Annotated in this window: 25 protein-coding genes; 13 read left to right on the forward strand and 12 right to left on the reverse strand. The window is 69.9% G+C overall.

The features are described 5' to 3' along the window. The 3 genes from pdxT (at position 1) to ABDZ66_RS15470 (ending at position 2,360) form a co-directional block, all read left to right on the forward strand. Positions 1-600, forward strand: coding sequence for a pyridoxal 5'-phosphate synthase glutaminase subunit PdxT (pdxT, locus tag ABDZ66_RS15460; RefSeq protein WP_343760788.1), 600 nt, complete (start codon positions 1-3; stop codon positions 598-600). Between the two features lie 256 nt (positions 601-856). Further along, positions 857-1,603, forward strand: a complete 747-nt coding sequence (locus tag ABDZ66_RS15465; RefSeq protein ID WP_343760790.1) for an alpha/beta fold hydrolase — start codon at positions 857-859, stop codon at positions 1,601-1,603. A gap of 1 nt (position 1,604) precedes the next feature. Next, positions 1,605-2,360: an alpha/beta fold hydrolase gene (locus ABDZ66_RS15470; RefSeq protein WP_343760792.1), complete on the forward strand. Its 756-nt coding sequence runs from the start codon at positions 1,605-1,607 to the stop codon at positions 2,358-2,360. A 178-nt stretch (positions 2,361-2,538) separates the two neighbouring features. Here ABDZ66_RS15470 and aspS read toward each other — a convergent pair whose 3' ends face one another. From aspS to ABDZ66_RS15485, 3 genes are all read right to left on the reverse strand, one after another. Beyond that, on the reverse strand, positions 2,539-4,287 hold the full coding sequence (gene aspS / locus ABDZ66_RS15475) for an aspartate--tRNA ligase (protein ID WP_343760794.1): 1,749 nt from the start codon (positions 4,285-4,287) through the stop codon (positions 2,539-2,541). After that, a complete protein-coding gene (gene hisS / locus ABDZ66_RS15480) occupies positions 4,284-5,606 on the reverse strand; it encodes a histidine--tRNA ligase (protein ID WP_343760797.1) in 1,323 nt (440 codons plus the stop codon). Before hisS ends, aspS begins: the two co-directional genes overlap by 4 nt. Before the next feature lie 156 nt (positions 5,607-5,762). Next, positions 5,763-6,035 carry an IPT/TIG domain-containing protein gene (locus ABDZ66_RS15485; protein ID WP_343760800.1) on the reverse strand — a complete coding sequence of 91 codons (273 nt, stop codon included), beginning with the start codon at positions 6,033-6,035 and terminating at the stop codon, positions 5,763-5,765. A gap of 135 nt (positions 6,036-6,170) precedes the next feature. Between ABDZ66_RS15485 and ABDZ66_RS15490 the strand changes: the two genes are divergently transcribed. Further along, the gene (locus ABDZ66_RS15490) at positions 6,171-7,136 is read left to right on the forward strand and encodes a diacylglycerol/lipid kinase family protein (RefSeq protein WP_343760802.1); all 966 of its coding nucleotides are present in this window, start codon (positions 6,171-6,173) and stop codon (positions 7,134-7,136) included. A gap of 164 nt (positions 7,137-7,300) precedes the next feature. On the opposite strand, the gene ABDZ66_RS15495 is transcribed toward ABDZ66_RS15490, so the two are convergent. After that, a complete protein-coding gene (locus ABDZ66_RS15495) occupies positions 7,301-8,275 on the reverse strand; it encodes a tyrosine-type recombinase/integrase (protein WP_343760804.1) in 975 nt (324 codons plus the stop codon). Between the two features lie 81 nt (positions 8,276-8,356). Further along, on the reverse strand, positions 8,357-9,889 hold the full coding sequence (lnt, locus tag ABDZ66_RS15500) for an apolipoprotein N-acyltransferase (RefSeq protein WP_343760806.1): 1,533 nt from the start codon (positions 9,887-9,889) through the stop codon (positions 8,357-8,359). A 63-nt stretch (positions 9,890-9,952) separates the two neighbouring features. Here lnt and ABDZ66_RS15505 point away from each other — a divergent pair, with 63 nt between their 5' ends. Continuing rightward, positions 9,953-10,657, forward strand: coding sequence for a metallophosphoesterase family protein (locus ABDZ66_RS15505; protein WP_343760808.1), 705 nt, complete (start codon positions 9,953-9,955; stop codon positions 10,655-10,657). Positions 10,658-10,744: 87 nt separating this feature from the next. On the opposite strand, the gene ABDZ66_RS15510 is transcribed toward ABDZ66_RS15505, so the two are convergent. After that, a complete protein-coding gene (locus ABDZ66_RS15510) occupies positions 10,745-11,893 on the reverse strand; it encodes an alanine--glyoxylate aminotransferase family protein (RefSeq protein ID WP_343760810.1) in 1,149 nt (382 codons plus the stop codon). Positions 11,894-12,131: 238 nt separating this feature from the next. Here ABDZ66_RS15510 and ABDZ66_RS15515 point away from each other — a divergent pair, with 238 nt between their 5' ends. The 5 genes from ABDZ66_RS15515 to ABDZ66_RS15535 are packed head-to-tail and all read left to right on the forward strand — an operon-like array spanning position 12,132 to position 17,028. Continuing rightward, positions 12,132-12,836 carry an HAD family hydrolase gene (locus ABDZ66_RS15515; protein ID WP_343760812.1) on the forward strand — a complete coding sequence of 235 codons (705 nt, stop codon included), beginning with the start codon at positions 12,132-12,134 and terminating at the stop codon, positions 12,834-12,836. A gap of 2 nt (positions 12,837-12,838) precedes the next feature. Continuing rightward, the gene (locus tag ABDZ66_RS15520) at positions 12,839-13,837 is read left to right on the forward strand and encodes a dipeptidase (RefSeq protein ID WP_425544448.1); all 999 of its coding nucleotides are present in this window, start codon (positions 12,839-12,841) and stop codon (positions 13,835-13,837) included. 58 nt (positions 13,838-13,895) lie between these two features. Further along, entirely contained in the window at positions 13,896-14,783 is an 888-nt protein-coding gene (locus ABDZ66_RS15525) for a C40 family peptidase (protein ID WP_343760817.1), read from the forward strand. Further along, on the forward strand, positions 14,780-15,823 hold the full coding sequence (locus ABDZ66_RS15530) for a dipeptide epimerase (protein WP_343760819.1): 1,044 nt from the start codon (positions 14,780-14,782) through the stop codon (positions 15,821-15,823). The genes ABDZ66_RS15525 and ABDZ66_RS15530 overlap by 4 nt, the downstream gene beginning before the upstream one ends. Next, complete coding sequence (locus tag ABDZ66_RS15535; protein ID WP_343760821.1) at positions 15,820-17,028, forward strand: Gfo/Idh/MocA family protein; 1,209 nt, start codon at positions 15,820-15,822, stop codon at positions 17,026-17,028. Before ABDZ66_RS15530 ends, ABDZ66_RS15535 begins: the two co-directional genes overlap by 4 nt. Positions 17,029-17,185: 157 nt before the next feature. Here ABDZ66_RS15535 and ABDZ66_RS15540 read toward each other — a convergent pair whose 3' ends face one another. The 3 genes from ABDZ66_RS15540 to ABDZ66_RS15550 form a co-directional block, all read right to left on the reverse strand. Further along, complete coding sequence (locus tag ABDZ66_RS15540) at positions 17,186-17,806, reverse strand: histidine phosphatase family protein (RefSeq protein WP_343760823.1); 621 nt, start codon at positions 17,804-17,806, stop codon at positions 17,186-17,188. Positions 17,807-17,849: 43 nt separating this feature from the next. Then, complete coding sequence (locus ABDZ66_RS15545) at positions 17,850-18,722, reverse strand: SDR family oxidoreductase (protein ID WP_343760825.1); 873 nt, start codon at positions 18,720-18,722, stop codon at positions 17,850-17,852. Between the two features lie 85 nt (positions 18,723-18,807). Next, complete coding sequence (locus ABDZ66_RS15550) at positions 18,808-19,221, reverse strand: Rrf2 family transcriptional regulator (RefSeq protein ID WP_343760827.1); 414 nt, start codon at positions 19,219-19,221, stop codon at positions 18,808-18,810. A gap of 122 nt (positions 19,222-19,343) precedes the next feature. On the opposite strand from ABDZ66_RS15550, the gene uvrC reads away from it, so the two are divergent. After that, positions 19,344-21,197 carry an excinuclease ABC subunit UvrC gene (uvrC, locus tag ABDZ66_RS15555; RefSeq protein ID WP_343760829.1) on the forward strand — a complete coding sequence of 618 codons (1,854 nt, stop codon included), beginning with the start codon at positions 19,344-19,346 and terminating at the stop codon, positions 21,195-21,197. A gap of 104 nt (positions 21,198-21,301) precedes the next feature. Here the strand turns inward: uvrC and ABDZ66_RS15560 are convergent, their stop codons facing one another. The 3 genes from ABDZ66_RS15560 to ABDZ66_RS15570 form a co-directional block, all read right to left on the reverse strand. Next, a complete protein-coding gene (locus ABDZ66_RS15560; protein ID WP_343760831.1) occupies positions 21,302-21,481 on the reverse strand; it encodes a hypothetical protein in 180 nt (59 codons plus the stop codon). A gap of 149 nt (positions 21,482-21,630) precedes the next feature. Beyond that, positions 21,631-22,326: a phosphatase PAP2 family protein gene (locus ABDZ66_RS15565; RefSeq protein WP_343760838.1), complete on the reverse strand. Its 696-nt coding sequence runs from the start codon at positions 22,324-22,326 to the stop codon at positions 21,631-21,633. Positions 22,327-22,654: 328 nt separating this feature from the next. Further along, a complete protein-coding gene (locus tag ABDZ66_RS15570; protein WP_343760840.1) occupies positions 22,655-24,064 on the reverse strand; it encodes an aspartate kinase in 1,410 nt (469 codons plus the stop codon). A 128-nt stretch (positions 24,065-24,192) separates the two neighbouring features. On the opposite strand from ABDZ66_RS15570, the gene ABDZ66_RS15575 reads away from it, so the two are divergent. Both ABDZ66_RS15575 and gap read left to right on the forward strand, forming a co-directional pair. Next, positions 24,193-24,774, forward strand: a complete 582-nt coding sequence (locus ABDZ66_RS15575; RefSeq protein WP_343760842.1) for a YceI family protein — start codon at positions 24,193-24,195, stop codon at positions 24,772-24,774. A gap of 215 nt (positions 24,775-24,989) precedes the next feature. Next, on the forward strand, positions 24,990-25,982 hold the full coding sequence (gene gap / locus ABDZ66_RS15580) for a type I glyceraldehyde-3-phosphate dehydrogenase (RefSeq protein WP_343760844.1): 993 nt from the start codon (positions 24,990-24,992) through the stop codon (positions 25,980-25,982). Positions 25,983-26,007 lie beyond the last annotated feature (25 nt).

Genomic DNA, 26,007 nt, shown 5'->3' on the forward strand with positions numbered 1-26,007 from the left:
GTGCGTGCGCCCCGCATCGGCGTGCTGGCGCTGCAGGGCGCGTTCCGTGAGCACCGCCAGCGCCTGGAAAGCCTGGGCGCGGCTGTCACGGAAGTCCGCCTGGGCAGCGACCTGGAGGGCCTGCACGGCCTGATCCTGCCCGGAGGGGAGAGCACCACCATGGCCCGCCTGATGACCGAGTACGCCCTGTGGGAGCCCGTGCGTGCCTTCCACGCCGCGGGCGGTCACCTGTGGGGGACCTGCGCCGGCGCGATCCTGCTGTCCCGCGACGTGCTGGGTGCGCCCCCGCAGTTCGGGCGTCAGGACAGCCTGAACCTGCTGGACGTGACGGTGCAGCGCAATGCCTTCGGCCGACAGATCGATTCGTTCACGACGGACCTGGCGGTGCGCGGCCTGGAGGGTGTGTTCCCGGCGGTGTTCATCCGCGCGCCGGCCTTCACGCGGGTCGGTGGGGGCGTCGAGGTCCTGGCCGGGTACCGGGGACAGGCGGTGATGGTGCAGGCGGACCGCGTGCTGGCCAGCGCCTTCCATCCCGAACTGACCGGGGATACCCGGCTGCACGCCCTGTTCGTGCGGCAGTGTGCGGTGGTGTCGGCCTGATACGGACCCCGATCGAGTCGTTTCTGCAAACCATGTCGTGCGGCGGGGGTCGGAGGGGAAGGGTTCCCTCTGTGACCCCCGCGCTCCTGTGGCCGGGTCTGGAGATTGACATCCAGCACGAAAATTCAATAAGCATTTCACGATCTGATTTAATCGTGAATACTTTCACTTATGGATCTGCGTAGTCCCAGATCCCCCAGGGTTCCCGAAAGGTCCGCCCAATGCGCCCGGCAGCCCACTCACCTATGCTGCTCAGGTGAGTTCCAGTACTTTCAAGCAGGGCGACCGATACCTGCATGTGACCGCCAGCGGCGAGGGCCCGCCTGTGGTCCTCGTCCACGGCCTGAGCGGCTCGCGTGGCTGGTGGCGTTACAACATCCCGGCGTTACGGCCTTCGCACCGGGTGTACAGTCTCGAACTCAGCGGGTACGGGTACGCGCGACGGCAACGTTCGCTGGGCGTGCGGGACATGGCGGGCCTGATCACCGCATGGATGGACGCCGAACAGCTGCAGGACGTCACGCTCGTCGGCCACTCCATGGGCGGACACATCTGCATGCACGTGGCGGCCATGGCCCCCGGGCGCGTCCGGAACCTGGTCCTGGTGTGCGCGAGCGGACTGCTGCGCGCGCAGTCCTACCGGACAGCCCTGCACCTGCCGCGCGCCGCCCTGATCGGCCGGAAGGGCTTCCTGGGCCGGGTCCTCACGGACGCCGTGCGCGCCGGCCCGCGTAACCTGTGGCGGAACGCCGTGGATCTGCTGAGTGACTCCGTGCAGGACAGCCTTCCCCGCATCCGGGCGCGGACCCTGATCATCTGGGGTGAGCGGGACGTGCTCGTGCCACTCACGCTGGGGCAACTGCTGCATGCGTCGATTCCGCACTCCCGGCTGGAAGTGATCAGCCGGGCCGGCCACATCGTGATGGTGGACGCCCCGCGCCGCTTCAACGCGCTGTTGCTCGAGTTCATGGCGGCCACGCCGGACGGAACCGCCCGTGGGTAGGGTGCCGCCCGCAGCCGCTCATGCCTCGTACCTGCCGGTCCGGGGACTGAGCACCCACGCCTGGATTCGCGGGCAGGGGAGACCGCTGGTCATCGTGCCGGGCTTGGGCTGCGCGTCGTGGATGTACGCCCGGCTGGGCCGCGAACTGGCTCGGGAACGGCGGGTGTTCGTGTACGATCCGCCGGGCCACGGGTTCAGTGAGGGGCGCCCGGCGTATCCGGCCTGCATCTCGCACCTGACCGATCACCTCGCGGCGTGGCTGGAGCGGGCGGGTCTGGTGGGCGTGCCGGTGCTGGGTCACTCGCTGGGGGGAGAGGTGATCATCGACCTCGCCGCGCGTTATCCGTCGCACGTGTCGGCGTTGATCGCGTGTGCGCCGACCGGGATCCCGGAGAACCCCAGTGTGCGGATGCAGCTGCTGCGGCTGTTGCGGGACCTGCCGCGCGAGCGACTGGCGTTGCTGTGGCCGGGCCTGCGGGCGTACTGGCGGTGTGGGGGTGTCTGCATGGTACGGCTGGCCCGCGACCAGGAGGCCCACATGACCGGCCCGCTGCTGGGGCAGGTGAGGGTGCCGACCCTGCTGCTCGACGGTCTGGCGGATCCGGTGATCCGGTCGTGGACGGTCCGCCGGATTCAGGAGGTCCTGCCGGACGCGGTTGTGCGGCAGATTCCTGACGCTCCCCATGCCCTGACGGATACCCACCCGCGGGCAGTCGCGGCGTACACCCTGAATTTCCTGAAGGACCTTGATCTGTAGGACCCTGACCTTTGTGAGACTGGGCAGGAAAGCGATTTTTCACGACCAAGGCAAATCGTGAATGATTTCACTAGCGCTGAATAGTCTCCATTTACCCTCGGATCCCTTCTCCCTGATTGATGGGGGGATGGCTGGAACGAGTATCACAGCCATCCCCCCCCACGCCGCGCGATTTCGATCAGGCTGTCGGGTCCGCCGCCTGCGTTGCCAGGTCCAGGCCCACCTCGGCCAGCTGCGCGGCGTCGACGGGGGAGGGGGCCTGGGCCATCAGGTCCACCCCGCGGTTGTTTTTCGGGAAGGCGATGACCTCGCGGATGCTGCTGGCGCCGCTCATGACCATGATCAGACGGTCGAAGCCCCAGGCGATGCCGCCGTGCGGGGGCGTGCCGTACTCGAGGGCGTCCATGAAGAACCCGAACTTGTCGCGGGCCTGCTCCTCGCTGAAGCCGATCGCGGCGAACATCTTCGCCTGCACGGCCGGGTCGTGAATCCGGACGCTGCCGCCGCCGATCTCGAAGCCGTTGAGGACGAGGTCGTAGGCCTGTGCGCGGATCTCGCCCTGACGGTCCGTGCCGAAGAGGGCCAGGTCGTCCGGGTGGGGGGCGGTGAAGGGGTGGTGCATGTACGTCCAGGTGCCGCTGTCCTCGTCGAATTCCAGTTGCGGGAAGTCCGTGACCCAGGAGATGTGGAACTGCGGGCCGCCAGCGGTCAGGTCGAACAGGTCGCGCAGGGCGAGGCGGACGGCGCCGAGGGCCGAGACGGCCTTCTTCCAGTCGCCGGCGGCGAACAGCAGGGTGCCGCCCTGGCCGACGCCGGTGCGGGCGAGCAGTTCGGCCCCCACAGCGGTCACGAACTTGCTGATCCCGCCGGTGAAGCCGTCGCCGTCGCGTTTGAGCCACGCGAGGCCGCGCGCGCCGTTCTGCTTGGCGACACGTTCGAGTTCGTCGATCTGTTTGCGGGTCAGTTCCGGCGCGGCGATGACCTTGACCGTCTGGGCGTCCGCGAAGGCCTTGAAATCCCCACCCTGGAACAGGTCGGTCACGTCCACGAATTTATGGTCGAACCGCAGATCCGGCTTGTCGCTGCCGTAGTCGTTCATGGCGTCGAAGTACGGCAGGCGCGGGAACGGCACGGGCAGTTCCACGCCCAGCGTCTCGCGGAACACGTGCGCCATCAGCTGCTCCTGGATGGCGAGCACGTCGTCCTGCTCCACGAAGCTCAGTTCCATGTCCAGCTGCGTGAAGTCCGGCTGACGGTCGGCACGCAGGTCCTCGTCACGGAAGCAGCGGGCCAGCTGGTAGTAGCGGTCGTACCCGGCGATCATCAGCATCTGCTTGAACAGCTGCGGGCTCTGCGGCAGCGCGTAGAACTCGCCGGGGTTCTGGCGGCTGGGCACCAGGAAGTCGCGGGCGCCTTCCGGCGTGGACTTGGTGAGCATGGGCGTCTCGACCTGCACGAAACCCTCGCGGTCCAGGAAGGCCGTGACGGCCGCCACGGCGCGGCTGCGGAGCATGAGGTTGCGCTGCATCTCGGGTCGGCGCAGGTCCAGGTACCGGAACTTCATGCGGATGTCCTCGGAGACGCTGTCTCCCTTGTCCAGCTCGAAGGGCGGGGTCTTGGCGGTGTTCAGGACGCGCACGCGGGTGGCGATCACCTCGAAGTCGGCGGCGCCGCCCTTGCGCTGCGCTTCCGGGCGGGGCTGGTACGTGCCCTCGATCTCCGCGACGTACTCGGCGCGCAGGCGGTCGGCTTCCGCGAAGGCCGGGGAGTCGGGTTCGACCTGCACCTGCACCAGTCCGCTGCGGTCGCGCAGTTCCAGGAAGATCAGGCCGCCCAGGTCGCGGCGGCGGTTCACCCAGCCCTGCAGCGTGACGGTCTGGTGGGCGTGCGTGTCGTTCAGGTGGCCGATCAGGGCGGTGCGTTTCATGCGTTCTCCAGAGGGGTCAGGTGCGCCCGCTCCTGCTCGTGCAGGAAGGCGGGCAGGTCGGACAGCAGGACCGTGAACTGCTCGGCGCTGCGGAGGTTCTTCAGCTGCACGGTGCCGGCCCCGGCCTCGTCGGACCCGATCAGGCCCGCGAACAGCGCGCCGCGCCGCTCGGCGTCCCGGAAGGCGGTTCCGGGTTTCAGGGCGCGGTACGCGAACTCGGCCCGCACCGTCGTGCGCGCGGCCAGGGCGGCCGCGGCCGCTGCCGGCACGAGGCTCTCCTCGAGCGCCGCGAGGTACACGACCGGTCCCGCCTGGGCGGGCAGGGCGCGGCCCTCGGCTTCCAGCGCGATCAGCAGGCGCTCCACGCCGAACGCCCAGCCGATGCCCGGCACGGCCTGCGCGCCGATCTGCTCGGCCAGTCCGTCGTAGCGGCCCCCGCCGCCCAGCGCGGATTTCGCGCCGACACCCTCGTGGTGCAGTTCCCAGGCGGTGCGGCGGTAGTAGTCCAGGCCGCGCACGATGCTGGGGTCCACGTCGAATTCCACGCCCCAGTCGCGCAGGTGGCCCTGTACCGCGTCGAAGTTCGCGCGGGCCTCGTCACCCAGGAAGTCCAGCATGGGTTTCACGTTCAGCTGCGCGATCAGGGTCTGGTCGTCCTCGCTCTTGCTGTCCAGGATCCGCATGGGGTTGCGGGTCAGGCGGTCGCGGGAATCGTCGCTCAGGCGCTCCAGGTGCGGCGTGAACAGCTCGCGCAGGTACGTGTTGTACGCCTCGCGGTCCTCGGGGTCGCCGATGCTGCCCAGTTTCACGCGCACGCCCGTCAGGCCCAGTTCCCGCACGACGCCCACCATCAGGGCGATCGCCTCGGCGTCCACCAGGGCGTCCGAGCTGCCCAGCACCTCATAATCCACCTGATGGAACTGCCGCAACCGCCCGCGCTGCTGCCGCTCGGCGCGGAACATCGGACCGTGCGTCCACAGTTTCAGCGGAGAGGGCAGCTGCTTGAGGCCGTTCTGCAGGAACGCACGCACGATGCTCGCCGTGCCCTCGGGCCGCAGGATGTACCCGCCGTGATCCCCGAAGTAGTACACCGTGAACATCTCCTTGCGGACGATGTCGGTGCTGCCGCCCACGCCGCGCTTCACGAGGTCCGCTTCCTCGAACAGCGGCGTGTCGATCCGCTGCGCGCCCGCGCGTTCCAGCACGCGCCGCGCCGTCTCCACCACCCAGCCGTGCGCCTGCGCCGAAACGTCCAGCGTGAGTTTCGGACTGCCGGCCGGCAGGTGGTCCTCTGTGCCCTTGGGGCGCTTAATCGCCATAACCCGAGGAGTTTACAGCATTCCCCCCGCGGCCCTCACCGTGCCGAACGGCAAAAACCGGCGATCAGGACAGCTGAACGCCCCGCCCCGTCGGAACGGACAGGGGAGGGGGCAGTCCGCCAGCGACGGACTGCCCCCTCCGGAAAGCCCCGGCCGTTACTGACGGACGCTGTACGGCAGGCCGGTGGACTGACGGCCCGCGACCTCCACGAACAGCCAGCTCGCACCGACCGGCGCGTCGGAAGGCACGGTCAGCACAATCTGACTGTCCGTCCACGACTGCACCGCCGACGCCGGGAACAGGAACCCTCCCTGGCCGCGCTCGTCCGCCCCCAGACGCACCCGGCCCGTGGCGGGTCCGCCCAGGTAGCGGCCCTGAATGGTGACGGTCCCGCCACGCGCGGCGGCCTCCGACACCTTGATCAACACGGGGGTGACCGTCACCATCCGCTCGGAACCCTGCTGGGCTGGCGCGCAGGACGCCAGAACCCCTGACAACAGTAAAGAAGCAACCAAGAAACGCCGCATAGCCAAAGCCTCCGTGCCGGCAGTCTAATGCATTTGATGACCGCCGACCCCCGCACCACCAGCGCCCCCCAGGACACCCATCGCCTGAACGGAAAACGCATTCTCGTCATCTTCAATCCCAAGAGCGGCAGCGGTGACAGTGAACTCCCGGAGTTCCTGCGCCTGCTGCGGGACGCCGGGGCCGAGGTCACGGAACGCGAACTGCAGAAGGACACACCCATGTCCGACTACGTGCGTGACCTTGACCACTACCAGTACCTCGTCGGGGCCGGCGGGGACGGCACGGTCAGCAGCCTCGCGTACGCCGCGCGTTACCGGAACGTGCCCATGCTGGCCTTCCCGGCCGGGACCGCCAACCTGATCGCGCAGAACCTGGACCTGCCCACGGACGCCGCCTCGCTGCTGCGCGTCGTGGAGGAAGGACACAGCCTGCGCCTCGACATGGGCGAGGTGGAAGTGAAAGGCGAGACCAGCGGCTTCTGCATGCTCGCCGGCGCCGGGGCGGACGCCACCATGATCCGGGACAGCGAGGAACTCAAGGGCCGTTTCGGGGCGATGGCCTACGTCATGAGCGCCATGAAGCAACTCAACCCCAAGAAGACCACCTTCCACCTGACCATCGACGGGCAGCCGCGCGAATTCGAGGGGATCGGCGTGATGGTCGCGAACTTCGGCATGGCCAACTACCGCCTGCCCATCACCAGTGACATCAGCCCCAGCGACGGGCGCTTCACGGTCATCCTGATGAAGGCCGGGAACCTCGTGCGGCTCATTCCCAACCTGATCGATTCCGTGCGTGCCAAGCTCAATCTGGGCGACCCGATGTTCAGCGGTAACCTGGAGACCCTCGAGGCCCGCACAGTCACCGTGGACGCCGTCGACCCGTTCCCCCTGCAGTACGACGGTGAACTGCACGTCGAGACGACCCCGTTCGAGGCGCGCATCCTGCCCGGCGCGGTGAGGTTCCTGACTGCCGCGAAGAAAGACGACGTCGAAACCTGAACCCACCGCTCCCCGCAACCGCCAGCGCACCTGTGCTGGCGGTCATTTGGTGCATGCGAAAAAACGCTGTCCAGCACGCACAAAATCACACAAGCCCACAGGAGCGCCAGGAAGGGGCCAGCAACGCGCGCCGAGGGGGTGGTATACCTGCCCCTGAGGACTGCCTAGCGGAACCCCTCGACCACATCATCAAGGTCATCCTCCGGCAACTCCACGTACCGCCGTGTCGTGTCCACCTGCTCGTGCCCCAGGAACCCCGCCACCCGCGTGAAATCCTTGACGGCCGCGTACAGCTGAGTCCCGGCGTACTTCCGCCCGGCATGAAATCCCCGGAACTCCTGCACCATCCCGCACCGCAGCGCCAGCCGCTGCAGCCGCTCGTACGCCGTCGAGTACGCCCGGAACGACAGTACCCGGCCCGACTCCGGTGCGACCACCCGCTCGGCCTGTAACGCCCCCAGCGCCTCCCGCAGCCGCGCACTGAGCGGCACGATCCGAGCCTTGTCACCCTTACCGTGCGCGACGAGCAGTCGCCGCCGCCCCAGGTCCACGTGCGCCCACTCGACCGCCAGCGCCTCCGCGATCCGCAGCCCGGCGTGCGTGAGCAGCAGCAGCAGCACCTGCTCCTGCACGTCTGCCTCCGCCAGCATCGCCTGCACGAAGTCCGCCCGGTACGGTGGGTTCTTCACCACGCCCTTCGTGCGGTCCTTCGGGCGTTTCACGTCCGCGAACGGATCGGCGTCGGTCGCGCCGGCCCAGCGCAGCGCCCGGTACAGCGCGCCCGCCGCTGCCACCCGCGCCTGCACCGTCGCCGGTTTCAGGCCCGAGGCGGTCAGGGACGCCACGAACAGCGACGGTTCACGCCGCCCGGGATGCAGCAGATTCCAGGCGTTCGTGCCCGCGTGCTCGACCAGCACCTGCACGCCCTTACGGTAGGCGCGCAGCGTGTGCGGGCTGAGTTTCACGCCGGCGCTGGTGTCGCTGCTGAGGTACGCGAGCGTGAGTGCCCACAGGTCCTCGAAGGCCTTGTCGCGCGCGGCGGTGATGGCGCGGACACGCAGGGCCTCGTCGGTCAGGCCGGCGAGGGCGCGGGCCTGGGTGAGGCGGTCGCCGGTGTACGCCTGGATGTTCTGGGTCATGTGCGCCGATGATAACATGCATTATCAACGGATGCCGATCTGAGGATCAAAGCCGCAGTGCCTGCGCCCCCAGCCGGGTATTCAACTCGGGCGGTCGTTCCGGCGACGGTCCTGCCGGACCCCGTACGCCACCATCAGCGCCGCCAGCGCCAGCGCGGGCCAGTCTCCCAGGCGCATGTAGACGGTGGTGCCGGTCAGGAGTTTCGGGCGGACGTCGAGTGCCTGGAGTTCCTGGCCGCTGTCCACGGTCTGCGCGGGTTGCCCGAGGTCGTTCACGGTCCCGGCGACGCCGAGGTTCACGCTGCGCACCACCCAGCGGCGCGTTTCGATGGCGCGGACGCGGCCCATGTTGAAGTGCTGCTGCACGCCCCATCCCTGGTACCAGCCGTCGTTGCTGGGGTTCACGAGCACCTGCGCACCCTGGTTTGCCAGCGCACGGGCGACCCAGGGGAACACGCTGTCGTAGCAGATGTACGCGCCGTACAGCACGCCGTTCAGGGTGAGCGGCGTGGGCCTGGGGTTGGGGGTCATGCGGGCCAGCGTGAAGCCGAGCGAGGTTTCGATAAGGCGGTAGACGGGGTCGAGGATGGGCCGGAACGGGAATTCCTCGCCGAACGGGACGAGGCGGGCCTTGGCGTTCACGCTCTGGACGGTGCCGGCGGCGTCCAGGCTGGTGACCGTGTTGATTTCCTGGTAGGTGGCGGGTTGCCGGATGGGGTCCGGGCCGGGCGGGGTGAGTTGCTCGTACCCGCCGACGCCGCTGATGCCGGGGCCGGGGAACGCGGGGATGGTCTGGCCGGGGGTGGGCCGGGTGCCGCGTGAGCTGATGGCACCCTCGCTCCAGACGATGACGCTGCCGGGTGGGCGGTTCAGGCTGGCGGCGGTCTGCGCGGCCAACTGCTTCTGGGAGGTCAGGTCGCCGCTGGCACGTTCGAACGCGTCGAAGGTGACGCGCAGGACGCGCATGGGTTGTTCGGGGCCGTCGCCGGGCGTGCGGGTGACGCCGTAGCCGAGCGCGGCGGCCCAGGCGACGGCGGCCAGGACGGCCGGGGCGAGGGGGCGTCTCCCCTGCTCCTGCCGGTTCAGTGAGTGTCGGTTGGTCCAGGCGTGGGCGAGACTGGCGGCGGTGAACGTGACGAGTACGCTGCCGAGCAGCACGCCGCCCAGGTCCGCGATCTGAATGGCGGGCGTGGGCAGCAGCGTGTATCCCAGGGTGGGCCACGGGAATGCGAGCGGCCCGAGGAAACGCAGCCATTCCAGGATGACCCACCCGCCGGCGAGGGCCCAGATGCGGCCGGTGGGCGTGCGGGTCAGGGTCACGGCGATGGTGGCCATGCCGGCCAGGAACGCGGCTTCCAGCGCGTAGAGGACGGTGACCAGCGGCGCCGCCCCGAGCAGATGGTGCAGGAACGCGCCGAGCCACCACAGGTGCAGTGCGAAGTACCCGAACCCGGCCCAGAACAGGCGGGCCGTCACAGCCCGGCGGGTGGGTGCGGCGGCGGCGTGCGCGAGGATGGCGGCCAGCGGCAGGGCGGACAGGAAACTCCACGGGAGTGGCAGGCCGCACGCGGCGAGGGTCAGTCCGAGCAGGGCGGCTATGGCGGGGGCGGGCATCCGGCCCATGATAGGGGGGTTGCGGGTACGGCGGGCGGGGTTTTGCTCTAGGATGGTGGGACCTTGCGACTGGCCTTCATCAGCGATCTTCATGGGAACGTTCACGCCTTGACTGCGGTCAAGCGTTTTCTGTCGGAACACATCGTCAATCAGGTGATCGTGGTGGGCGACCTCGTCGGGTACGGCGCGAGTCCGGGTCCGGTCATCGATTTCGTGAAACGCGAGGGCTGGGTGACGGGCCTGGGATCCAGTGACATGCGCGTGGCGATGGAACTCGGGGACCGCGCCGACCGCAAGGGCGTGGCGGATCAGGTGCTGGGCTGGACGAAGAAGATGTTGACGCCCGAGCAGGTGGATTTCCTGCGTCGCCTGCCGCCGGGCGGGCGGATCGTCACGCCGATCGGGCGGGTGAGGTACTTCCACGGCAGTCCGCACGATCCGGAGGCGCGGCTGGACCTGATGGCGCAGGAACGGGAACTCGAGGCGCTGGCCGAGACGCTGGGCGCGCGGGTGGTCGTGGTGGGCGGGTCGCACGTGCCGTTCGTGCGGGTGGTCGGCGAGACGACGTTCGTGGATCCCGGCAGCGTGGGCCTGACCCTGAACCACGAGCCGGGCGCGGACGTGGCGATCGTGGACTGCGTGGGCCGGAAGCCGAAGGTGTCGCTGCACAAGGTCACGTACGACTTCGCGTCCTCTGCGTTTGACATCATGGCGTGGAACCTGCCGCCCGTGATCGCGGACGTGATCCGGACCGGCCGCATGGGCTGAAGCGGGCGTCCGGATGGACGGAAGGCGGGGAACCCCATATGAGGTTCCCCGCCTTCCTGCTGCCGTGTGCCGTCGTGCTCGGTGCGTTCAGGCGGGAACGGGTTCCAGTGCCTCGTTGAAGCGTTCGGTCAGGCCCTGCACGCCGAGCAGGTCTTCCAGGGCGTTCATCAGGGCGCGGTAGGGGGCGGGGCGGGCCGTTTCGCCCATCAGGCCCAGTCGCCAGATCAGTCCGGCGGTCGCCCCGAGGCCACCCGTGACGCTGATCTGCCGCTGGCGCAGCGCGTGGCGGACGCCCGCGTCGTCGAAGCCGTCCGGGAGGCGCAGCGCGAGGACGGTGGGCAGGCGGTCTTCGGGGCGTTGCACGTACGGCGTGAAGCCCAGCGGGGCCAGCGCCGTCTGGATGGCCTGCCCGACGTGTTGCACGCGGGCCTTGCGGTTCAGCATGCCCTCGTCCAGTGCGGCGCGCAGGGCGGCGTGCAGGGCGTAGTGCAGGTTCACGGGGACGGTGTGGTGGTAGGTGTGGCGTTCCCAGTAGTCACGCAGGCCCTCGAAATCGCAGTACCACAGGGGGGTGGGGGTGCGGCGGGCGTGGTAGCGGGCCATGGCGCGGTCGCTGATGGCGACGGGGGCCAGGCCGGGGGGGGCGCTGAGGCACTTCTGCGCGCCGGTGTAGGCATAGTCCACGCCCCACTCGGCCATGTGGAAGGGTTCCATCCCGGCGGTGGTGACGGCGTCCACGGTCAGCAGGGCGCCGTGCTGCCGGGCAATCTGCGCGATCTGCGGGACGGGGTTCAGGACGCCGGTGCTGGTCTCGCCGTGGACGACGGCGACCATCTGCACGCCGTTCATCTGCGCGGCCACGTCGTCGGGGTTGATGGCCTCGCCGAGCGGGGCGGTGACGAGGCGGACGTTGGCGCCGTAGCGGGCGGCCATGTCGGCCATGCGCCGCCCGAACGAGCCGTTGGCGCACACCAGGACCTCGTCGCCGCTCTCGACGAGGTTGGCGAAGCCGGCTTCCATGCCGAGGCTGCCGGTTCCGGCGAGCAGGGCGGTGAAGGTGGTGTCGGTCGTGCCGTACATGGCGCGCAGGTCCGCCTGGATTTCGGTGTTCAGTGCGAAGATTTCGGGGTCCATGTGGCCGAGCATGGGTCGCATGAGGGCCTGCTGGGCGCGGGGGTGGATGGGGGTGGGGCCGGGCGTCAGCAGGACGTGCTCGGTGTAGGGGTCCTCGAACATGCGCTCAGCCTAGCGCAGGACCACGGGTTTAGCAATCCTGTTGCGCCTACCTGCCACGGACGAGGCTAGACACGCTAATTATTGCTCGTATTTTCAGACTGGGCACTTTGATTGCGCGGAATCGCCCGAAGCCTTGGTTTCCGTTCAGGCTCCCCCCTGCCTGCCGCAAGGCCCAGCGTTCACGCCGGCCCCGCACACCGTCACGTTCTTCCGCCCCTCAGGGCCTAGCATGTCCGGCATGACCAGTCAGCCCCCGCTGCGCGCCGTTCTGTTCGACCGGGACGACACCATCGCCTACACCGACCCCGGCGTGTACCGCGAGGCCGCCCTGTGGGCCGCCCAGACCTTCGGCCTCGACCCGCGCGAGGTCGGCGCGGGCATGCAGGCCCAGTGGCAGGAACGGGCCTTCACGTGGTGGCACCTGCGCACCCAGGCGCAGGAGGACGCCTTCTGGCAGGAGTACAGCCTCGAACTGGCCGACCGGCTGAACCTCACGCACGCCCAGGCCGCGCAACTCTCGGACCGCTACCCGTACGAGGCGTTCATGAAACCCGTCCCGGCCGCCCGCGCCGTCCTGACCGAACTGCGCGGCCGCGGCCTGCGCCTGGGCGTGCTGAGCAACACCCTGCCCAGCATCGACCGCACCCTGGCATTCCTGGGCCTGCACGACCTGATCGACGTGGCCGTCGCCACCTGCACGGTCGGCATTCACAAACCCGAACCCGGCGCGTACCGGCACGCCCTCGGCGCCCTGGGCCTGGACGCCCCCGAGGTCCTGTTCATCGACGACAAGCAGGAGAACGTGGACGCCGCCCTCGCCCTGGGCATGCACGCCGCGCTGATCGACCTGAGCGGCGAAACCCCGGACGCCCTGCACGACCTCGGCGACGTGCTCGGACTGGTGGACCGCCTCGGCGTCGCCTCTCCGGCCGGGGTCCCGTGACAGTGACAGGCAGGCACCTGCTGATCGACGGGCACCTGGATCTCGCCATGAACGCCCTGGACGGCCGCGACCTCACCCTCCCCCTGGACGCCCTGCGCGCCGCCGACCCCGTGCCGGACCAGACGGCCAACGTGACCCTGCCGGAACTGAGGGACGCGCAGGTCCGCGTGTGCTTCGGCACGCTGTTCGCCCTGCCCCGCAGCCCTGACACGCCCGGCGGGTACACCGACCACGCGGGCGCCCGCGCGCAGGCCCTGGCGCAACTGGACGAGTACCACCGCCTGCAGGACGCCGGGCACCTGACGCTGCTCACCTCGGCCGCCGGGGTGACGGCACACCTCGACTCCCCGGACGCGCCGCTGGGCGTGGTCCTGCTGATGGAAGGCGCCGACCCCATCCGCGACGCCGCCGACCTGCCCTTCTGGGTCGAGCGGGGCGTGCGCGTCATCGGCCCGGCCTGGGGCCGCACCCGCTACGCCGGAGGCACCGACGCGCCCGGACCACTCACGCCCGCCGGAGTGGACCTCGTGACCGCCATGCGGGACCTGAACGTCACGCTGGACGCCTCGCACCTCGACGATCACGCCTTCTGGGACGCCACGCAGATCGGGCCGCGACTGATCGCCACGCACGCCAACAGCCGCGCCGTGGTGCCCGGCAACCGCCACCTGACCGACGACATGGCCCGCGCCATCGCCGCAGCGGACGGCGTGATCGGACTGGTCCTCCTGAACCGCTTCATCCGCCCACTCCCGGAAGGCAGCCTGGACCGCGTGCCCCTGACCGCGCTGGCCGACCACGCCCGCCACTACGCCGACCTGATCGGCTGGGACCGCGTGGCCCTCGGCACCGACCTGGACGGAGGCTTCGGCGCCGAGAAGACCCCCGCCGGTATCGACCGCTACGCGCACGTGCCCCGGGTGCTGGACGAACTGCCCGCCGGGGTCCGTCAGGGCGTGGCGTGGGAGAACTGGGCGCGCTGGCTCACCACGCACCTGTAGGCACTGGCCTGCACCACCTGCGCCCCTGTGGGCGTGTTGGGGGCTTAGGCTGTGGGGCGTGAGTCCCACTGATGTCGTTCTGGATGCGCGTGTGCACGCGTTCGATCCGGCCATGCGCGTGGCCGAGGAGGCCCTGCGGGGCCAGCTGGAGGGAGCCGGGTGGCGGTTCGTGCAGCCGGTGGCGGCCGTGACGGGCCGCTCGCGCCTGAGCCTGCGCGCGGCTCCCGACGCCGATTCGGCGCAGGTGAGCGAGGCCCTGCCGGGCGAGCTGCTGGAGTTGCTGTGGGAGGACGGGACCGGCTGGGCGCGCGTGCGGACCGTACATGACGGCTACCTGGGTTGGGCGCGGGCGGACGGATTACTGCCGCGCGGGCCGTCCGGCAATGGCGAGTTGACGGTCACGGCGCTGCGGGCACATGCTTTCGCGGGGCCGCGCATCAGCCGGCCGGTCCTGACGGAACTGGCGCTGGGGGCGCGTCTCACGCGGGCGTTCGGGGAGGTCGTCGAGGAGGAGCACCGCCGCTGGGTGCCGGTGTTGCTGCCGGATGGGCAGGACGCCTGGGTGCAGGAGGTGGCCCTGAGCGCCCGGCCGGACGTGGACGTGGCCGAACTGGCGCTGCGGTTCGTGGAGACGCCGTACCTGTGGGGCGGCCGCAGTGCATGGGGGCTGGACTGCTCGGGCCTGACGCAACTCGTGTACGGCGCGTTCGGGCGGGCCCTGCCGCGTGACGCGGACCAGCAGCAGGCGGCCCTGACGCCCGTGCAGACGGCGCGGCGCGGCGATCTGGTGTTCTTCCCCGGTCACGTTGGCCTGATGCTGGACGACCGTACGCTGGTCCACGCGAACGCCACGCACATGCGCGTGACCGTCGAGACGCTCGGCGAGGGCGAGTACGGCACGCGGCTCCAGGCGGACCTGAGCGGTTTCGGGCGGTGGACGCAGTGACCTCCGCCCACCTGACCGCCCCCACCCTGACCTGGGAGACGCTGGACCTGCACACGGCGCAGCCGTTCGGGATTGCCCGCTGGACGCACAGCACGTACCCGCGCACCTTCGTCACGCTGACGCACGCGGGCCTGACCGGGCAGGGCGAGGCCGCCCCGAACGCCTTCTACGGCGAGACGCGCGGCACGGTCGAGGCCGTCCTGCCGCTCCTCGCGGACGCCCTGACCGACCCGTGGGACTGGGACGGTCTGCACGCCCGACTGTCCGCGCGGATGCCGCACGACCACCCCAGCGTGAAGTGCGCGCTGGAGATGGCGGCCGTCGAGTGGTGCGCGCAGGCGGCGGGCGTCCCGGTCTGGCGGCTGCTGGGCCTGAGCCCCGCGCCGCTGCCCGAGAGCAGTTACACGGTCAGCATCGCCGATACCGCTGCCATGCGCGAGCAGGCGCGGGACGCCGTGGCACGCGGGCACGGCGTCCTGAAGGTCAAGCTCGGCACGGACCGCGACGAGGCGATCCTCGAGGCGCTGCGCGAGGAAGCGCCGCACGTCGCGCTGCGCGTGGACGCGAACGCCGCCTGGACGCGCACGCAGGCCCGCCGGATGCTGGGCGTGCTGGACGCCGCCCGCGTGGAATTCGTGGAGCAACCCCTGGCCGCCGGGGACCTCGACGGGCACGCGGCGCTGCGGGCCGTGTCCACCGTGCCCATCGTCGCGGACGAGAGCCTGCACCACGTCCCGGACGTGATCGCGCTGGCCCGCGCGTTCGACGGCGTGAACCTGAAACTCGCCAAGCTGGGCGGCCCCCTCCAGGCGCTCGCGGCCATGCGTCTGGCGCGCGCGCACGGCCTTCAGGTCATGATGGGCTGCATGATCGAGAGCAGCCTCGGCATCGCCGCCGCCGCGCACCTCGCCGGAGCGTGCGACTGGGCCGACCTGGACGGCGCACTCCTGCTGGCCGACGACCCCTTCACGGGACTGGACTGGCAGGCCGGGCACCTGACCCGCCCGCAGGAAAGCGGCTGGGGCGTGCGCCGCACATGAAGCCCGTACGCGTGGCGATCATCGGTTGCGGAAACCGGGGTGCGGACGTGTACGCCCGGTATCTGTCCGCGCAGGGCGCCGTGATCACGCACGTGGTCGAACCGCACCCTGCGCGCCTCGCGGAGGTCGCCGCGCGCCACGCCCTGCCAAGAGAAGCGCAGTTCACTCACTGGGACGCCTTCCTCGCGCAGGGACGCGTGACCGACGCCGTCGTGATCGCCACGCCCGACCACGACCACGTGCGCCCCTGCCTGCAGGCCCTCGCCCTCGGGTACGACGTGCTGCTGGAAAAACCCATCTGCCTGCACCCCCACGAACTCGACCTGCTCCTGACCGCCGAGGCCGCCTCGACCGGCACCGTCACCGTCTGCCACGTCCTGCGTACCGCGCCGTTCTTCCAGGAGGTCCTGCGCGTCCGGGACAGCGGCCGCCTCGGCACCCTGATCGGCGTCCAGCACGCCGAGAACGTCGCCCACTGGCACTACGCGCACTCGTACGTGCGCGGTAACTGGCGCGCCAGCCCGCCCGCCGCGCCGTTCCTGCTCGCCAAGAGCTGCCACGACCTCGACCTGCTCCGCGCCCTGGCCGCCAGTCCACCGGACCGCGTGAGCAGCGAGGGCGGCCTGCATCATTTCCGGCCCGAACACGCCCCGCCCGGCGCGACCGAACGCTGCGTCACCTGCCCCGTCCAGGGGTGCCCGTCCGACGCGCGCCGCATCTACCGTACCCGCGACCCTCACCGCTGGCCCGTCACGGTCCTCACCGCTGGTGGCGACACCCTCGACGAGGCCCTGCGGGTCGGCCCCTACGGTGAGTGCGTGTACCTGGGCCGCAACAACGTCGCCGACCACCAGGCCGTCACCATCGGATTCCGGGGAGGCGTGACCGCCCAGCTGACGGTCAGCGCGTTCACGCACAACAACACCCGCACCCTGAAAATCCTCGGCACGCACGGCGAACTGCGCGCCCACATGGAACGCGGCGAACTGGAACTCCACGACTTCCGCACCGGCCACAGCGAACGCTGGACGGTCGCCGCCGCCGGCAACCACGGCGGCGGCGACCAGGGCCTCGTGCAGGGCTGGCTGGCGTTCCTGCGCGGCCAGTCTCCCCCACCCACCCCGCTCGCCGAGTCGCTCGACTCTCACCGCCTGGCGTTCGCCGCCGAGGAGTCCCGCCGGACGGGGCGGACCGTGGTGTTCTGACCCTCTGCCCCGACTCGTATCGGCGCGGATGGAACGGTAGCTGATCCGATATCGGAATGTAAGTGAATAGTTTCACGATCTAACCAACTCGTGAAAAGGTTGTTTGCTTTGCCGGACAGACTGTGCCCCCGCGCCTGCGGAAGAGTCCCCGCCCAGCTCAGCCGGCGACGGTCGCCGCCCTCCGCTCGGCCCGCCAGCCTCCCGCGCTCCGCTCCAGCACGGTGTAATCGGTGTTCCCGTGAACCAGCTGCCCCCCCGCCCACACCGCCCCGATGTCCAGGCCCAGCAGCGCCGCCAGCCCGATTCGGATGATCCCGCCATGAGACACCAGCGCGGCGTCCGTGCCGTCCGGCAGGGCATTCACGTCCGAGGCGAAGCGGGCGGCGATCCCGTCGAAGGTCTCCCCTCCGGTGAAGCCCAGGCGTCCGCCGGGCAGACGCAGCTTCTCCGGGTGGGCGTTCAGGGCCGAGTACGGCTGCCCGGCCCAGTCGCCGCAGTCCACCTCGTGAATACCGTTCAGGACCTGAACCGGCACGCCCAGCGCCTCTGCCAGGGGCGCGGCGGTCTGCTGCGCGCGCCGGTAACGGCTGGCGTACACCGCCTGCGGACGCTGCGGCTGGCGTAGCAGGTGCGCGGCCAGCGCGCGGGCCTGCGCGTGCCCGGTGTCGTTCAGTTCGTCGTCCGCGCTGACCGGTCCGCGCAGGATGCCCGCCTCGTTCCCGCTGGTTTCACCGTGCCGGATGATCCATACCCGCGCGCCGCGCTTCGTGCCTGTCATGCCCGGCAGTGTAGCGACCCCGGCCACGGTCCCGGGGTTGAATTCAGCCGTTCAGGGCTTCCGCGACCGACGAGCTGACCGGCGTGGTGGGGCGGCCGATCAGGGTGGTCAGGTCGCGGCTGGCGCTGAACAGTTCGCCGCGCGCGATGCCGGTGTCCACGTCGGCCAGGGTGTGCGCGAATCCTTCCGGAACACCGAAGCTCTGCAGGGTCGCGGCGTACTCTGCCTGCGGCAGGTCGTGGTACTCGACGGGCTGGCCGCTCTGCCGGGCGTACTCGGCGGCCAGGTCGCGCATGGTCACGCTCTCATCCCCGGCGAGTTCGTAGGCGCGGCCACTCTGCCCGACCGGGATGTGCCCGTCGGTGGCGAGGACGGCGGCGGCCGCCTCGGCGTAGTCGCGGCGCGCGGCGAGGTTCAGCTGGCCGGTGCCGGCCGCGCCGAGCAGCGCGCCGCTCTGGATGGCCTGCGCGGCGCTGCCGGTGTAGTTCTCGGTGTACCAGCCGTTGCGCAGCAGGATGAACGGCAGGCCGGAGTCCCGCAGGACCTGCTCGGTCACCTGGTGGTCGGCGGCCAGTCCGAAGGTGGCGGTGTCGGCGTTCAGGATGCTGGTGTACGCGACCTGTTTCACGCCTGCGGTGCGGGCGGCGTTGATGACGTTGCGGTGCTGGCCGACGCGGTCGTCGAAGTCGTTGCTGGAGATCAGAAGGAGTTTCTCGACGCCCTGCAACGCGGTGCCCAGGGTGTCGGGCTGGTGGTAGTCGGCGTGGCGGACCTGCACGCCCTGCGCGGCGAGTGCGGCGGCCTTCGCGGGGGTGCGGACCAGCGCGGCGATCTGGGTGGCGGGCACGCCCCGGTCGAGGAGGGCCTGGATGACGAGCTGGCCGAGCTGGCCGGTGGCGGCGGTGATTCCGATCATGGTGGGTCTCCTGCGTGGAATGAGGGTGGGCGAGGCTGCCTGTCACTGTTTTACTGACATGTCAGGGAAAAAAATGGGTCGATTCCTACCCGGCGCGCGAGACGAGGTCCGACGTCACGTCGGCCAGGGTCGTGCGGGCCAGTTCGGCCTCCATGGCCGCCTGCGCGCGGCCGAACCGGGCTTCCAGCGTCGCCTGGATGTTCGCGCCGACCGGGCAGTTCGGGTGCGGCCGCTCGTGCAGGCGGAACACACTGTCCTCGCCGTTCACGGCGCGGTACACGTCCAGCAGGGTGATCTGGTCGGCGGGGCGGGTCAGGCTCGCGCCCGCCACGCCCTGCCGCGTGCAGATCAGCCCGGCGCGGCGCAACTGCCCCGCGACGGTGCGGATCACGACCGGGTTCGTGCCGACGCTGGCGGCCATGTCGGCGGAACTGCTGTGCTCCGGGAACCGACTGATCAGGGACAGCACATGCACAGCCACGGCGTACTGGCTGTTCATGCGACCCACCCTTCTCTCGACATGTAAGGAGTCTAGTGACAGGCCGGGGCAGGTGTCAAGGCCGCGGGCAGACAGCGCCTCCCGTCACGGAACACGCCGCTCCTCTCCCCTATGCTGGGCAGGTGCATCCAGACGACCTGCCCGTGCTGCCCACCACGCCCGGCGTGTACATCTTCCGCAAGGGGGGCACGCCCATCTACATCGGGAAGGCCAAGAACCTGCGCAGCCGGGTCGGACAGCACTTCAAGGCCGGCGGCAAGAGCGGCAAATTCACGGCGCTGGCCGACACGCTGGAATTCATCACGGCCCGCAACGAGGTCGAGGCGCTCGTCCTCGAAGCGAACCTCATCAAGCAGCACCGCCCGCACTACAACGTCACCCTCAAAGACGACAAGCACTACCCGTTCCTGAAACTCACCAACGAGGCCTTCCCGATGCTGGTCGTCACGCGGCGCGTCATCAAGGACGGCGGCCGGTACTACGGACCGTACCCGGACTCGTCGGCGGTGCGGCGCGTGAAGAACCTGATCGACACCATGTTCCCGCTGCGCAAGAACAGCGGCCTGCCCATGCAGAAGAAGGCGCGGCCCTGCCTGAACTTCCACATGAATCGCTGCCTGGGCCCCTGCGTGGACCGCGCCGACCCCGGCGAGTACGCCCGCACGGTCGAGGACGTGACCAGCCTGCTGGAGGGCCGCGCCGCGCCCGTCATCGCCCGGCTGAAGGGAGACATGAAAGTCGCCGCGCAGGGCCAGGACTTCGAGCAGGCCGCCCGCGTGCGCGACCGCGTGCAGGCCGTCGAGAAACTGTTCGGCACCGAACAGCACGCCTTCGTCAGCGACGAGACCGACCTGGACTTCCTGGGCGCCGCGCAGGCCGGCGAGTACGCCATGGTGCAACTGTTCCGCATGCGCGGCGGGCGCGTCGTGGGCCGCGACAAACGCTTCCTGACCGGCACCGAGGACGCCCCGCTCGGCGAGATCGTGGAGGCGTTCGTGCAGGACTACTACACGCAGGCCACGCACGTCCCCCCGCTGATCCTGCTGCCCGCCGACTTCGACGACGCGCCGGTCTGGAGCGAGTTCCTCTCGGAGAAGGCCGGGCGGCGCATCGAGATGCGCACCCCCAAACGCGGCGACAAGGTCGACCTGATCGACATGGCGCAGCGCAACGCGCAGAACGGCCTGGACTCCGAGATGGCGCTGCTGGAACGCCGCGGCGACCACCCGGGCCTGGACGCCCTGCGGGAAGTGCTGGCCCTCGGGGACCGCCCGTGGCGCATCGAGGGATACGACAACAGCAACCTGTTCGGCACGAACATCGTGTCCGGCATGGTCGTGTTCGAGGGCGGCCGCGCCCGCCGCGGCGAGCACCGCCGCTTCAAGGTGCGCGGCCTGGACCACCCGGACGACTACACCAGCATGAAACAGACCATCGTGCGCCGCTTCACCGGCAGCCTCTCGGACAAGCTGCCGCTCCCGGACCTGCTGTTGATCGACGGGGGACGCGGACAGGTGAACGCCGCGCTGGACGCCCTGAAGGAGGCGGACGTGCGCGTGCCCGTCGTGGGCCTCGCCAAGCGCGAGGAACGCCTGATCCTGCCCGGCCGCTACGGCGCGCAGTGGTGGCTGGACACCGGCACCGAGGTCGGCGTGGACCGCGAACTGCTGCTGCCGCACACGCACCCGGCCCTGCGGATGCTGATCGGTGTGCGCGACGAGGTGCACAACTACGCCGTCACGTACCACCGCAAACTGCGCGGCGAATCCATGCTGCGCAGCGTGTTCGACGACCTGCCGGGCATCGGGCAGAAACGCCGGGACGCGCTTCTGGAGCACTTCACCAGCCTCGAGGACCTGGGCAGCGCCCCGGTCGAGCAGATCGCCGCGGTGCCCGGCATGAACACCCGCGCCGCGCAGAGCGTCAAGGATTTCCTCGCGCAGCGCGAGGCGAACAGCCAGCCCGTCACCGGCTGACGCTGGCCCACGCAAGGCGCCGCTCCCGGTTCAGGAAGCGGCGCTGTTCTGTTCGGCGGACGGAATCCGGGATTGAACGCCGGGGCCCGTGGTATCGCCCGGACTCACGCGAGGTGCAGTCGGCGCAGGGCCAGCCGGAAGAGGTTCAGGCGGTCCGGGTTCGGGTGCAGCCCAGCCTGGGCGCGTGCGGCGGCCTGCGCGAGCCGGACCTGCCGGGCCTGCGCGGCCTCGTTCAGGAGGGCCTGGGCGCGGACTGCGCCGGGATGGGCGGGAAGGTGTTGCATGTCGGTCTCCGGGCAGGTGCGCCGCCGCCCCACTGGCAGCCCGTACTGGCGATCCTGACGCCCCCATGGTGCGCCCGGAGCCCCGGTGAGCACATGCGGCACGTGGCGCACCCGCCCCTCCGCCATTGCACCTACGGCCCGCCGTCCGTTCAGCGGGTGTCCCGGACCCCGCCGGGCGATTTGCGCAGGTTCGGCCAGCGGCGCTGCATGACGACGTGCAGTCCGTACACCCACGCGGTGCTCGACAGGAACCCGACCAGCACGTCCGACGGGTAGTGCACGCCCAGGTAGTTGCGACTGACGCCGACGGTCACGCCCCACAGAATGCCGAACACGGCGACGGGCCACCCGGCGCGGGAACGCCAGAACACCAGCGCCAGCGCGAGACCGAAGGCGGCGTTCGCCATGGCGTGCCCACTGGGGAAACTGAAGCCGGGCTCGGCCAGGACGGCGAGCAGCTCGTCCGGACGGGGACGCTGGAACACGACCTTCGCGGCCACGTTCAGGAGCGTGGCGCCCGCCACGCCCAAGATCAGGAACCAGCCGTGCGCGCGGGCGTGCGCGCGGGCCAGCAGCAGCGCGATGACGGCCGTGACGACCGGCAGCACGAGCGGGCCGCCCAGCGTGGCCAGGGTCCGGGCCGTGGCGGTCAGGGCCGGGGTGCGGCGCGCGCGGTACCAGTCGAGGATCGCCTGATCCCAGGCATACCCCCCCTCCCGGAAGATCTCATGCGTGAAGTGCGTGACCAGCAGCAGGGGAATCAGGACGCTGAGACTCAGCAGCAGCAGCGAGCGCCAGTGGTCCCGGACGAAGGGCAGGAATTCCTGACGTGAACGCGGAAACATCCTCTCATTACACGCGCTGTGCGATCGGCGCGTCAGCGGGGCCACTTGCTGTTCACTTAACGTCCACCAGTCGCCGGGCGGAGGGAAGAATCATTAAGTGAAATGATTCACGATTACGCCGGATTGTGAAATTCAGATCCTCTCTTCTCGACGATCACTGGCTCCCGCCTGTCTCCAGGTCCCAGGTGTGGCCGGCCCGCACCGGCCCACCGGGCGGGGGTCAACGCCACGCCCGGAACCCGTTGCGCTCCGACGCTGCGGCGCAGCTCTCCGGGTCGCCTCCGCTCGGACTGAACGGTTGGGGCAACCCGTTCAGTCCGGGTCCGGATCAGGCGTCGCCGGCCGTCTCGCCCAGGCGGAACGCCGCGTGAACCGCGCGGGTCGCGTCGTCCACATGCTCGGCCTCGACCGCCACGCTGACGTTCAGCTCGCTGCTGCCCTGCGAGATCATCAGGATGTTCACGTCCTGCGCCGCGAGCGCGGTGAACATCCGCGCCGACACGCCCTTCTGCCCGCGCATCCCGCTTCCCACGATGGCCAGCACCGCCACGTTGTCCTGCTGCTCGACCTTCAGTTCCAGGCTCACCCCGGCCCGCAGGGCGTTCAGGGTGCGTTCGGCGTCGGTCGTCTGCACCGCCAGCGACACGTTGCTCATGCTGGAACTCTGCGACACCATCAGCAGCGTCACGTTCTCACGGGCAATCGCGTCGAACACGCTGGCGATCACCTCCGGGATGCCCAGCACGCCCGCACCGCTCACGTTGATGATGCTGACGTTGCGGATGGCCGTCACGGCCTTGACCGGGTGCCCGGCCTCGTCGCGCGGCTCGGCCTGCACCAGCGTCCCCGGGAAGTCCGGGTCGGCGGAGTTCTTCAGGCGCAGCGGAATGCCGCTCTCCTGCAGCGGCGTCACGGCCAGCGGGTGCAGGACCTTCGCGCCGAAGTACGCGAGTTCCATGACCTCGCCGTAACTCAGGACGTCCACGTTACGGGCGTCCTTCACGACGCGCGGGTCGGCGCTCATGACGCCGTCCACGTCCTTCCAGCCCCAGACCTCGGTGGCGTTCAGGGCCTTGCCGATGATGGTGGCGCTGAAATCCGTGCCGCCGCGCCCGAGGGTCGTGATCGCGCCCTTCTCGGTCTCACCCATGAAGCCCGCCACGACCGGCGTGACCCCGGCGTTCAGCAGGCCGCTGAGGCGGTCCTTGATGCGTTCGTACGTGCCCGGTAGCGGGCGGGCGTTCCCGAAGTGCGTGTCGGTCACGATGCCGGCCTCGCCGCCGGAGAGGTGATGGGCGCGCAGGCCGTCCTGTTCGAGGGCCAGTTTCATCAGCGGCGCGGAGAGCCGCTCGCCGAACGCGACGATCAGGTCGCGGCTGCGGGGCGTCAGTTCGCGCAGCAGGTACACGCCGTACACGGCCTGCCGGAGCGTCTCGTGCATCTCGCGGATCTCGCGGACGGTGTCGCTGTCGGGCGCCGCGCCGAGTTCCTGCGCGGCCGTGAAGTGCCGGGTGCGCATGGCGGCAATCTCGTCGTTCGCGCTGGCGATGTCCCCGGACTGCGCGGCGTCCGCGAGTTTCAGCAGCTGGTTGGTGACGCCCGCCATGGCCGACACGACCACCACGACCTTCACGCCCTCGCGCAGGCTGCGGGCGGCCAGGGACGCGCTGTGGCGGACGGCGCGGGCATCCTGCATGTTCGTCCCGCCGAATTTCATGACCAGAAGCGACTCGTTCATGCCTGCAAGTATGCCGCGCCGCCGGCGGAGCTGCCTCCCGGCCGTCTGAGCAGGTCCTCACCGCCGGCCGGGTCACCGCCGGCGGGGCGGTTCATGCCGGCTTCACACCGGGGCCGCATGATGGTCGCATGAACAGGTCTTCCCGGATCGGCGGCCCGGCCGCCGCGCGCCAGCTCCTGTGGGTCGCCACGCTGGGCCTGACCGCCACCGGCGCGGGGCAGGCAGCCGCCTACCGCGCCTCGGAGGGCACGGCGACCTTCAGTTACCGCGTGACGGTGGTGACCGTGAACGGCAACATGAATGGCGTCACGGCCAGCGTCACGCTGGACCCGCAGGACCTCGCGGCGACCACCGGCACGGTCACGGTGCCGGTGTCGACCCTGAAGACCGGGATCACGCTGCGCGATACGCACGCCAAGGGCGCCGAGGCGCTGGGAACTGCGAAATTCCCGAACGCCACCTTCGAACTGACGGCCCTGACCGGCGGGAAGCTGGTCGAGGGGCAGACCGTGGCGACCACCGCGACCGGGCGGCTCACGGTGAAAGGCGCCACGAAGACCGTCACCGCGCCGATCAAGGCGACGCTTCGGGACGGGAAGGTGAACGTGAGCACGCAGTTCAAGTTCAATCCGTACGACTTCAACGTGCGCTATCCGGGTGGCGCGACCAGTGTCACCGTGGACGTTGCATTCGTCCTGACGGGCAGCTGAACCGCCACGCGGCCGCCGCGGTCCACGGGTAGAAAAGCCCGGCTGGACCGCCCTTGCCGCATCTTCCCTCTCCGCCTGCCTGGCGTTTGGACTCGGTACATCCAGGCCTTGGTGTGCAGAGGACACGAAGTCAGCGCTTGACAGGACGGGTTACACTGCGACATGCGAGGTGACCCCCCCCACCCGTGGGGGGCCCTCAAGACTGGAGGCACAGCATGAAAGTAGGGATTAACGGCTTCGGCCGCATCGGTCGTCTGGTGTTCCGTGTTCTGGAAGCTCGCGGCGTTGAAGTGGTCGCCATCAACGACCTCACCGACAACAAGACGCTCGCCACCCTCCTGAAGTACGACAGCACCGCCGGACGCTTCGGCGGCACCGTCGAATTCGACGACAACAGCCTCACCGTGAACGGCAAGAAGATCCACGCGCTCGCCGAACGCGACCCCGCCGCCATCAAGTGGGGCGAGATGGGCGTGGACATCGTCATCGAATCCACCGGCATCTTCACCACCCGCGAGGGCGCCGGCAAGCACCTCGAGGGCGGCGCGAAGAAGGTCATCATCACCGCCCCCGCCAAGAACGAGGACATCAGCATCGTCCTGGGCGTCAACGAGCAGGACTACGACCCCGCCAAGCACCACATCATCAGCAACGCCAGCTGCACCACCAACAGCCTCGGCGCGCCCATGAAACTGCTCGACGAGGCCTTCGGCATCGAGAAGGCCATCATGACCACCGTGCACTCCTACACGAACGACCAGCGCGTTCTGGACCTGCCGCACAGCGACCTGCGCCGCGCCCGCGCCGCCGCCGTGAACATCATCCCCACCAGCACCGGCGCCGCCAAGGCCGTCTCGCAGGTGTACCCCGCCCTGAAAGGCAAGTTCGACGGCACCAGCCTGCGCGTGCCCACCCCGGTCGGCAGCATCAGCGACGTGGTCGTCATCCTGGGCCGCGACGTGACGGTCGAGGAAGTCAACGACGTGTTCCGCAAGGCCGCCGAGGGCAGCCACAAGGGCATCATCAGCTACACCGAGGATCCCATCGTCCTGCAGGACATCGTCGGCGACCCGCACAGCGCGATCATCGACGGCGGCCTGACCATGGCCATGGGCAGCCTCGTGAAGTTCTTCAGCTGGTACGACAACGAGTGGGGCTACAGCAACCGCATCGCGGACCTGACCCAGCTCGTGCAAGCCAAGGGCTGAACACCGCCCGCTGATGGTTGATGGT

This window comes from Deinococcus depolymerans (genome assembly GCF_039522025.1).
Classification (GTDB): domain Bacteria; phylum Deinococcota; class Deinococci; order Deinococcales; family Deinococcaceae; genus Deinococcus; species Deinococcus depolymerans.

Excerpts from the sequence above, each read along its gene's own strand:
- aspS (WP_343760794.1), bottom strand. The coding sequence starts at position 4,287 with ATGAAACGCACCGCCCTGATCGGCCACCTGAACGACACGCACGCCCAC.
- hisS (WP_343760797.1), bottom strand. The coding sequence starts at position 5,606 with ATGGCGATTAAGCGCCCCAAGGGCACAGAGGACCACCTGCCGGCCGGC.
- ABDZ66_RS15490 (WP_343760802.1), top strand. The coding sequence starts at position 6,171 with ATGACCGCCGACCCCCGCACCACCAGCGCCCCCCAGGACACCCATCGC.
- ABDZ66_RS15495 (WP_343760804.1), bottom strand. The coding sequence starts at position 8,275 with ATGACCCAGAACATCCAGGCGTACACCGGCGACCGCCTCACCCAGGCC.
- lnt (WP_343760806.1), bottom strand. The coding sequence starts at position 9,889 with ATGCCCGCCCCCGCCATAGCCGCCCTGCTCGGACTGACCCTCGCCGCG.
- ABDZ66_RS15510 (WP_343760810.1), bottom strand. The coding sequence starts at position 11,893 with ATGTTCGAGGACCCCTACACCGAGCACGTCCTGCTGACGCCCGGCCCC.
- ABDZ66_RS15515 (WP_343760812.1), top strand. The coding sequence starts at position 12,132 with ATGACCAGTCAGCCCCCGCTGCGCGCCGTTCTGTTCGACCGGGACGAC.
- ABDZ66_RS15535 (WP_343760821.1), top strand. The coding sequence starts at position 15,820 with ATGAAGCCCGTACGCGTGGCGATCATCGGTTGCGGAAACCGGGGTGCG.
- ABDZ66_RS15540 (WP_343760823.1), bottom strand. The coding sequence starts at position 17,806 with ATGACAGGCACGAAGCGCGGCGCGCGGGTATGGATCATCCGGCACGGT.
- ABDZ66_RS15545 (WP_343760825.1), bottom strand. The coding sequence starts at position 18,722 with ATGATCGGAATCACCGCCGCCACCGGCCAGCTCGGCCAGCTCGTCATC.
- ABDZ66_RS15550 (WP_343760827.1), bottom strand. The coding sequence starts at position 19,221 with ATGAACAGCCAGTACGCCGTGGCTGTGCATGTGCTGTCCCTGATCAGT.
- ABDZ66_RS15560 (WP_343760831.1), bottom strand. The coding sequence starts at position 21,481 with ATGCAACACCTTCCCGCCCATCCCGGCGCAGTCCGCGCCCAGGCCCTC.
- ABDZ66_RS15565 (WP_343760838.1), bottom strand. The coding sequence starts at position 22,326 with ATGTTTCCGCGTTCACGTCAGGAATTCCTGCCCTTCGTCCGGGACCAC.
- ABDZ66_RS15570 (WP_343760840.1), bottom strand. The coding sequence starts at position 24,064 with ATGAACGAGTCGCTTCTGGTCATGAAATTCGGCGGGACGAACATGCAG.
- ABDZ66_RS15575 (WP_343760842.1), top strand. The coding sequence starts at position 24,193 with ATGAACAGGTCTTCCCGGATCGGCGGCCCGGCCGCCGCGCGCCAGCTC.
- gap (WP_343760844.1), top strand. The coding sequence starts at position 24,990 with ATGAAAGTAGGGATTAACGGCTTCGGCCGCATCGGTCGTCTGGTGTTC.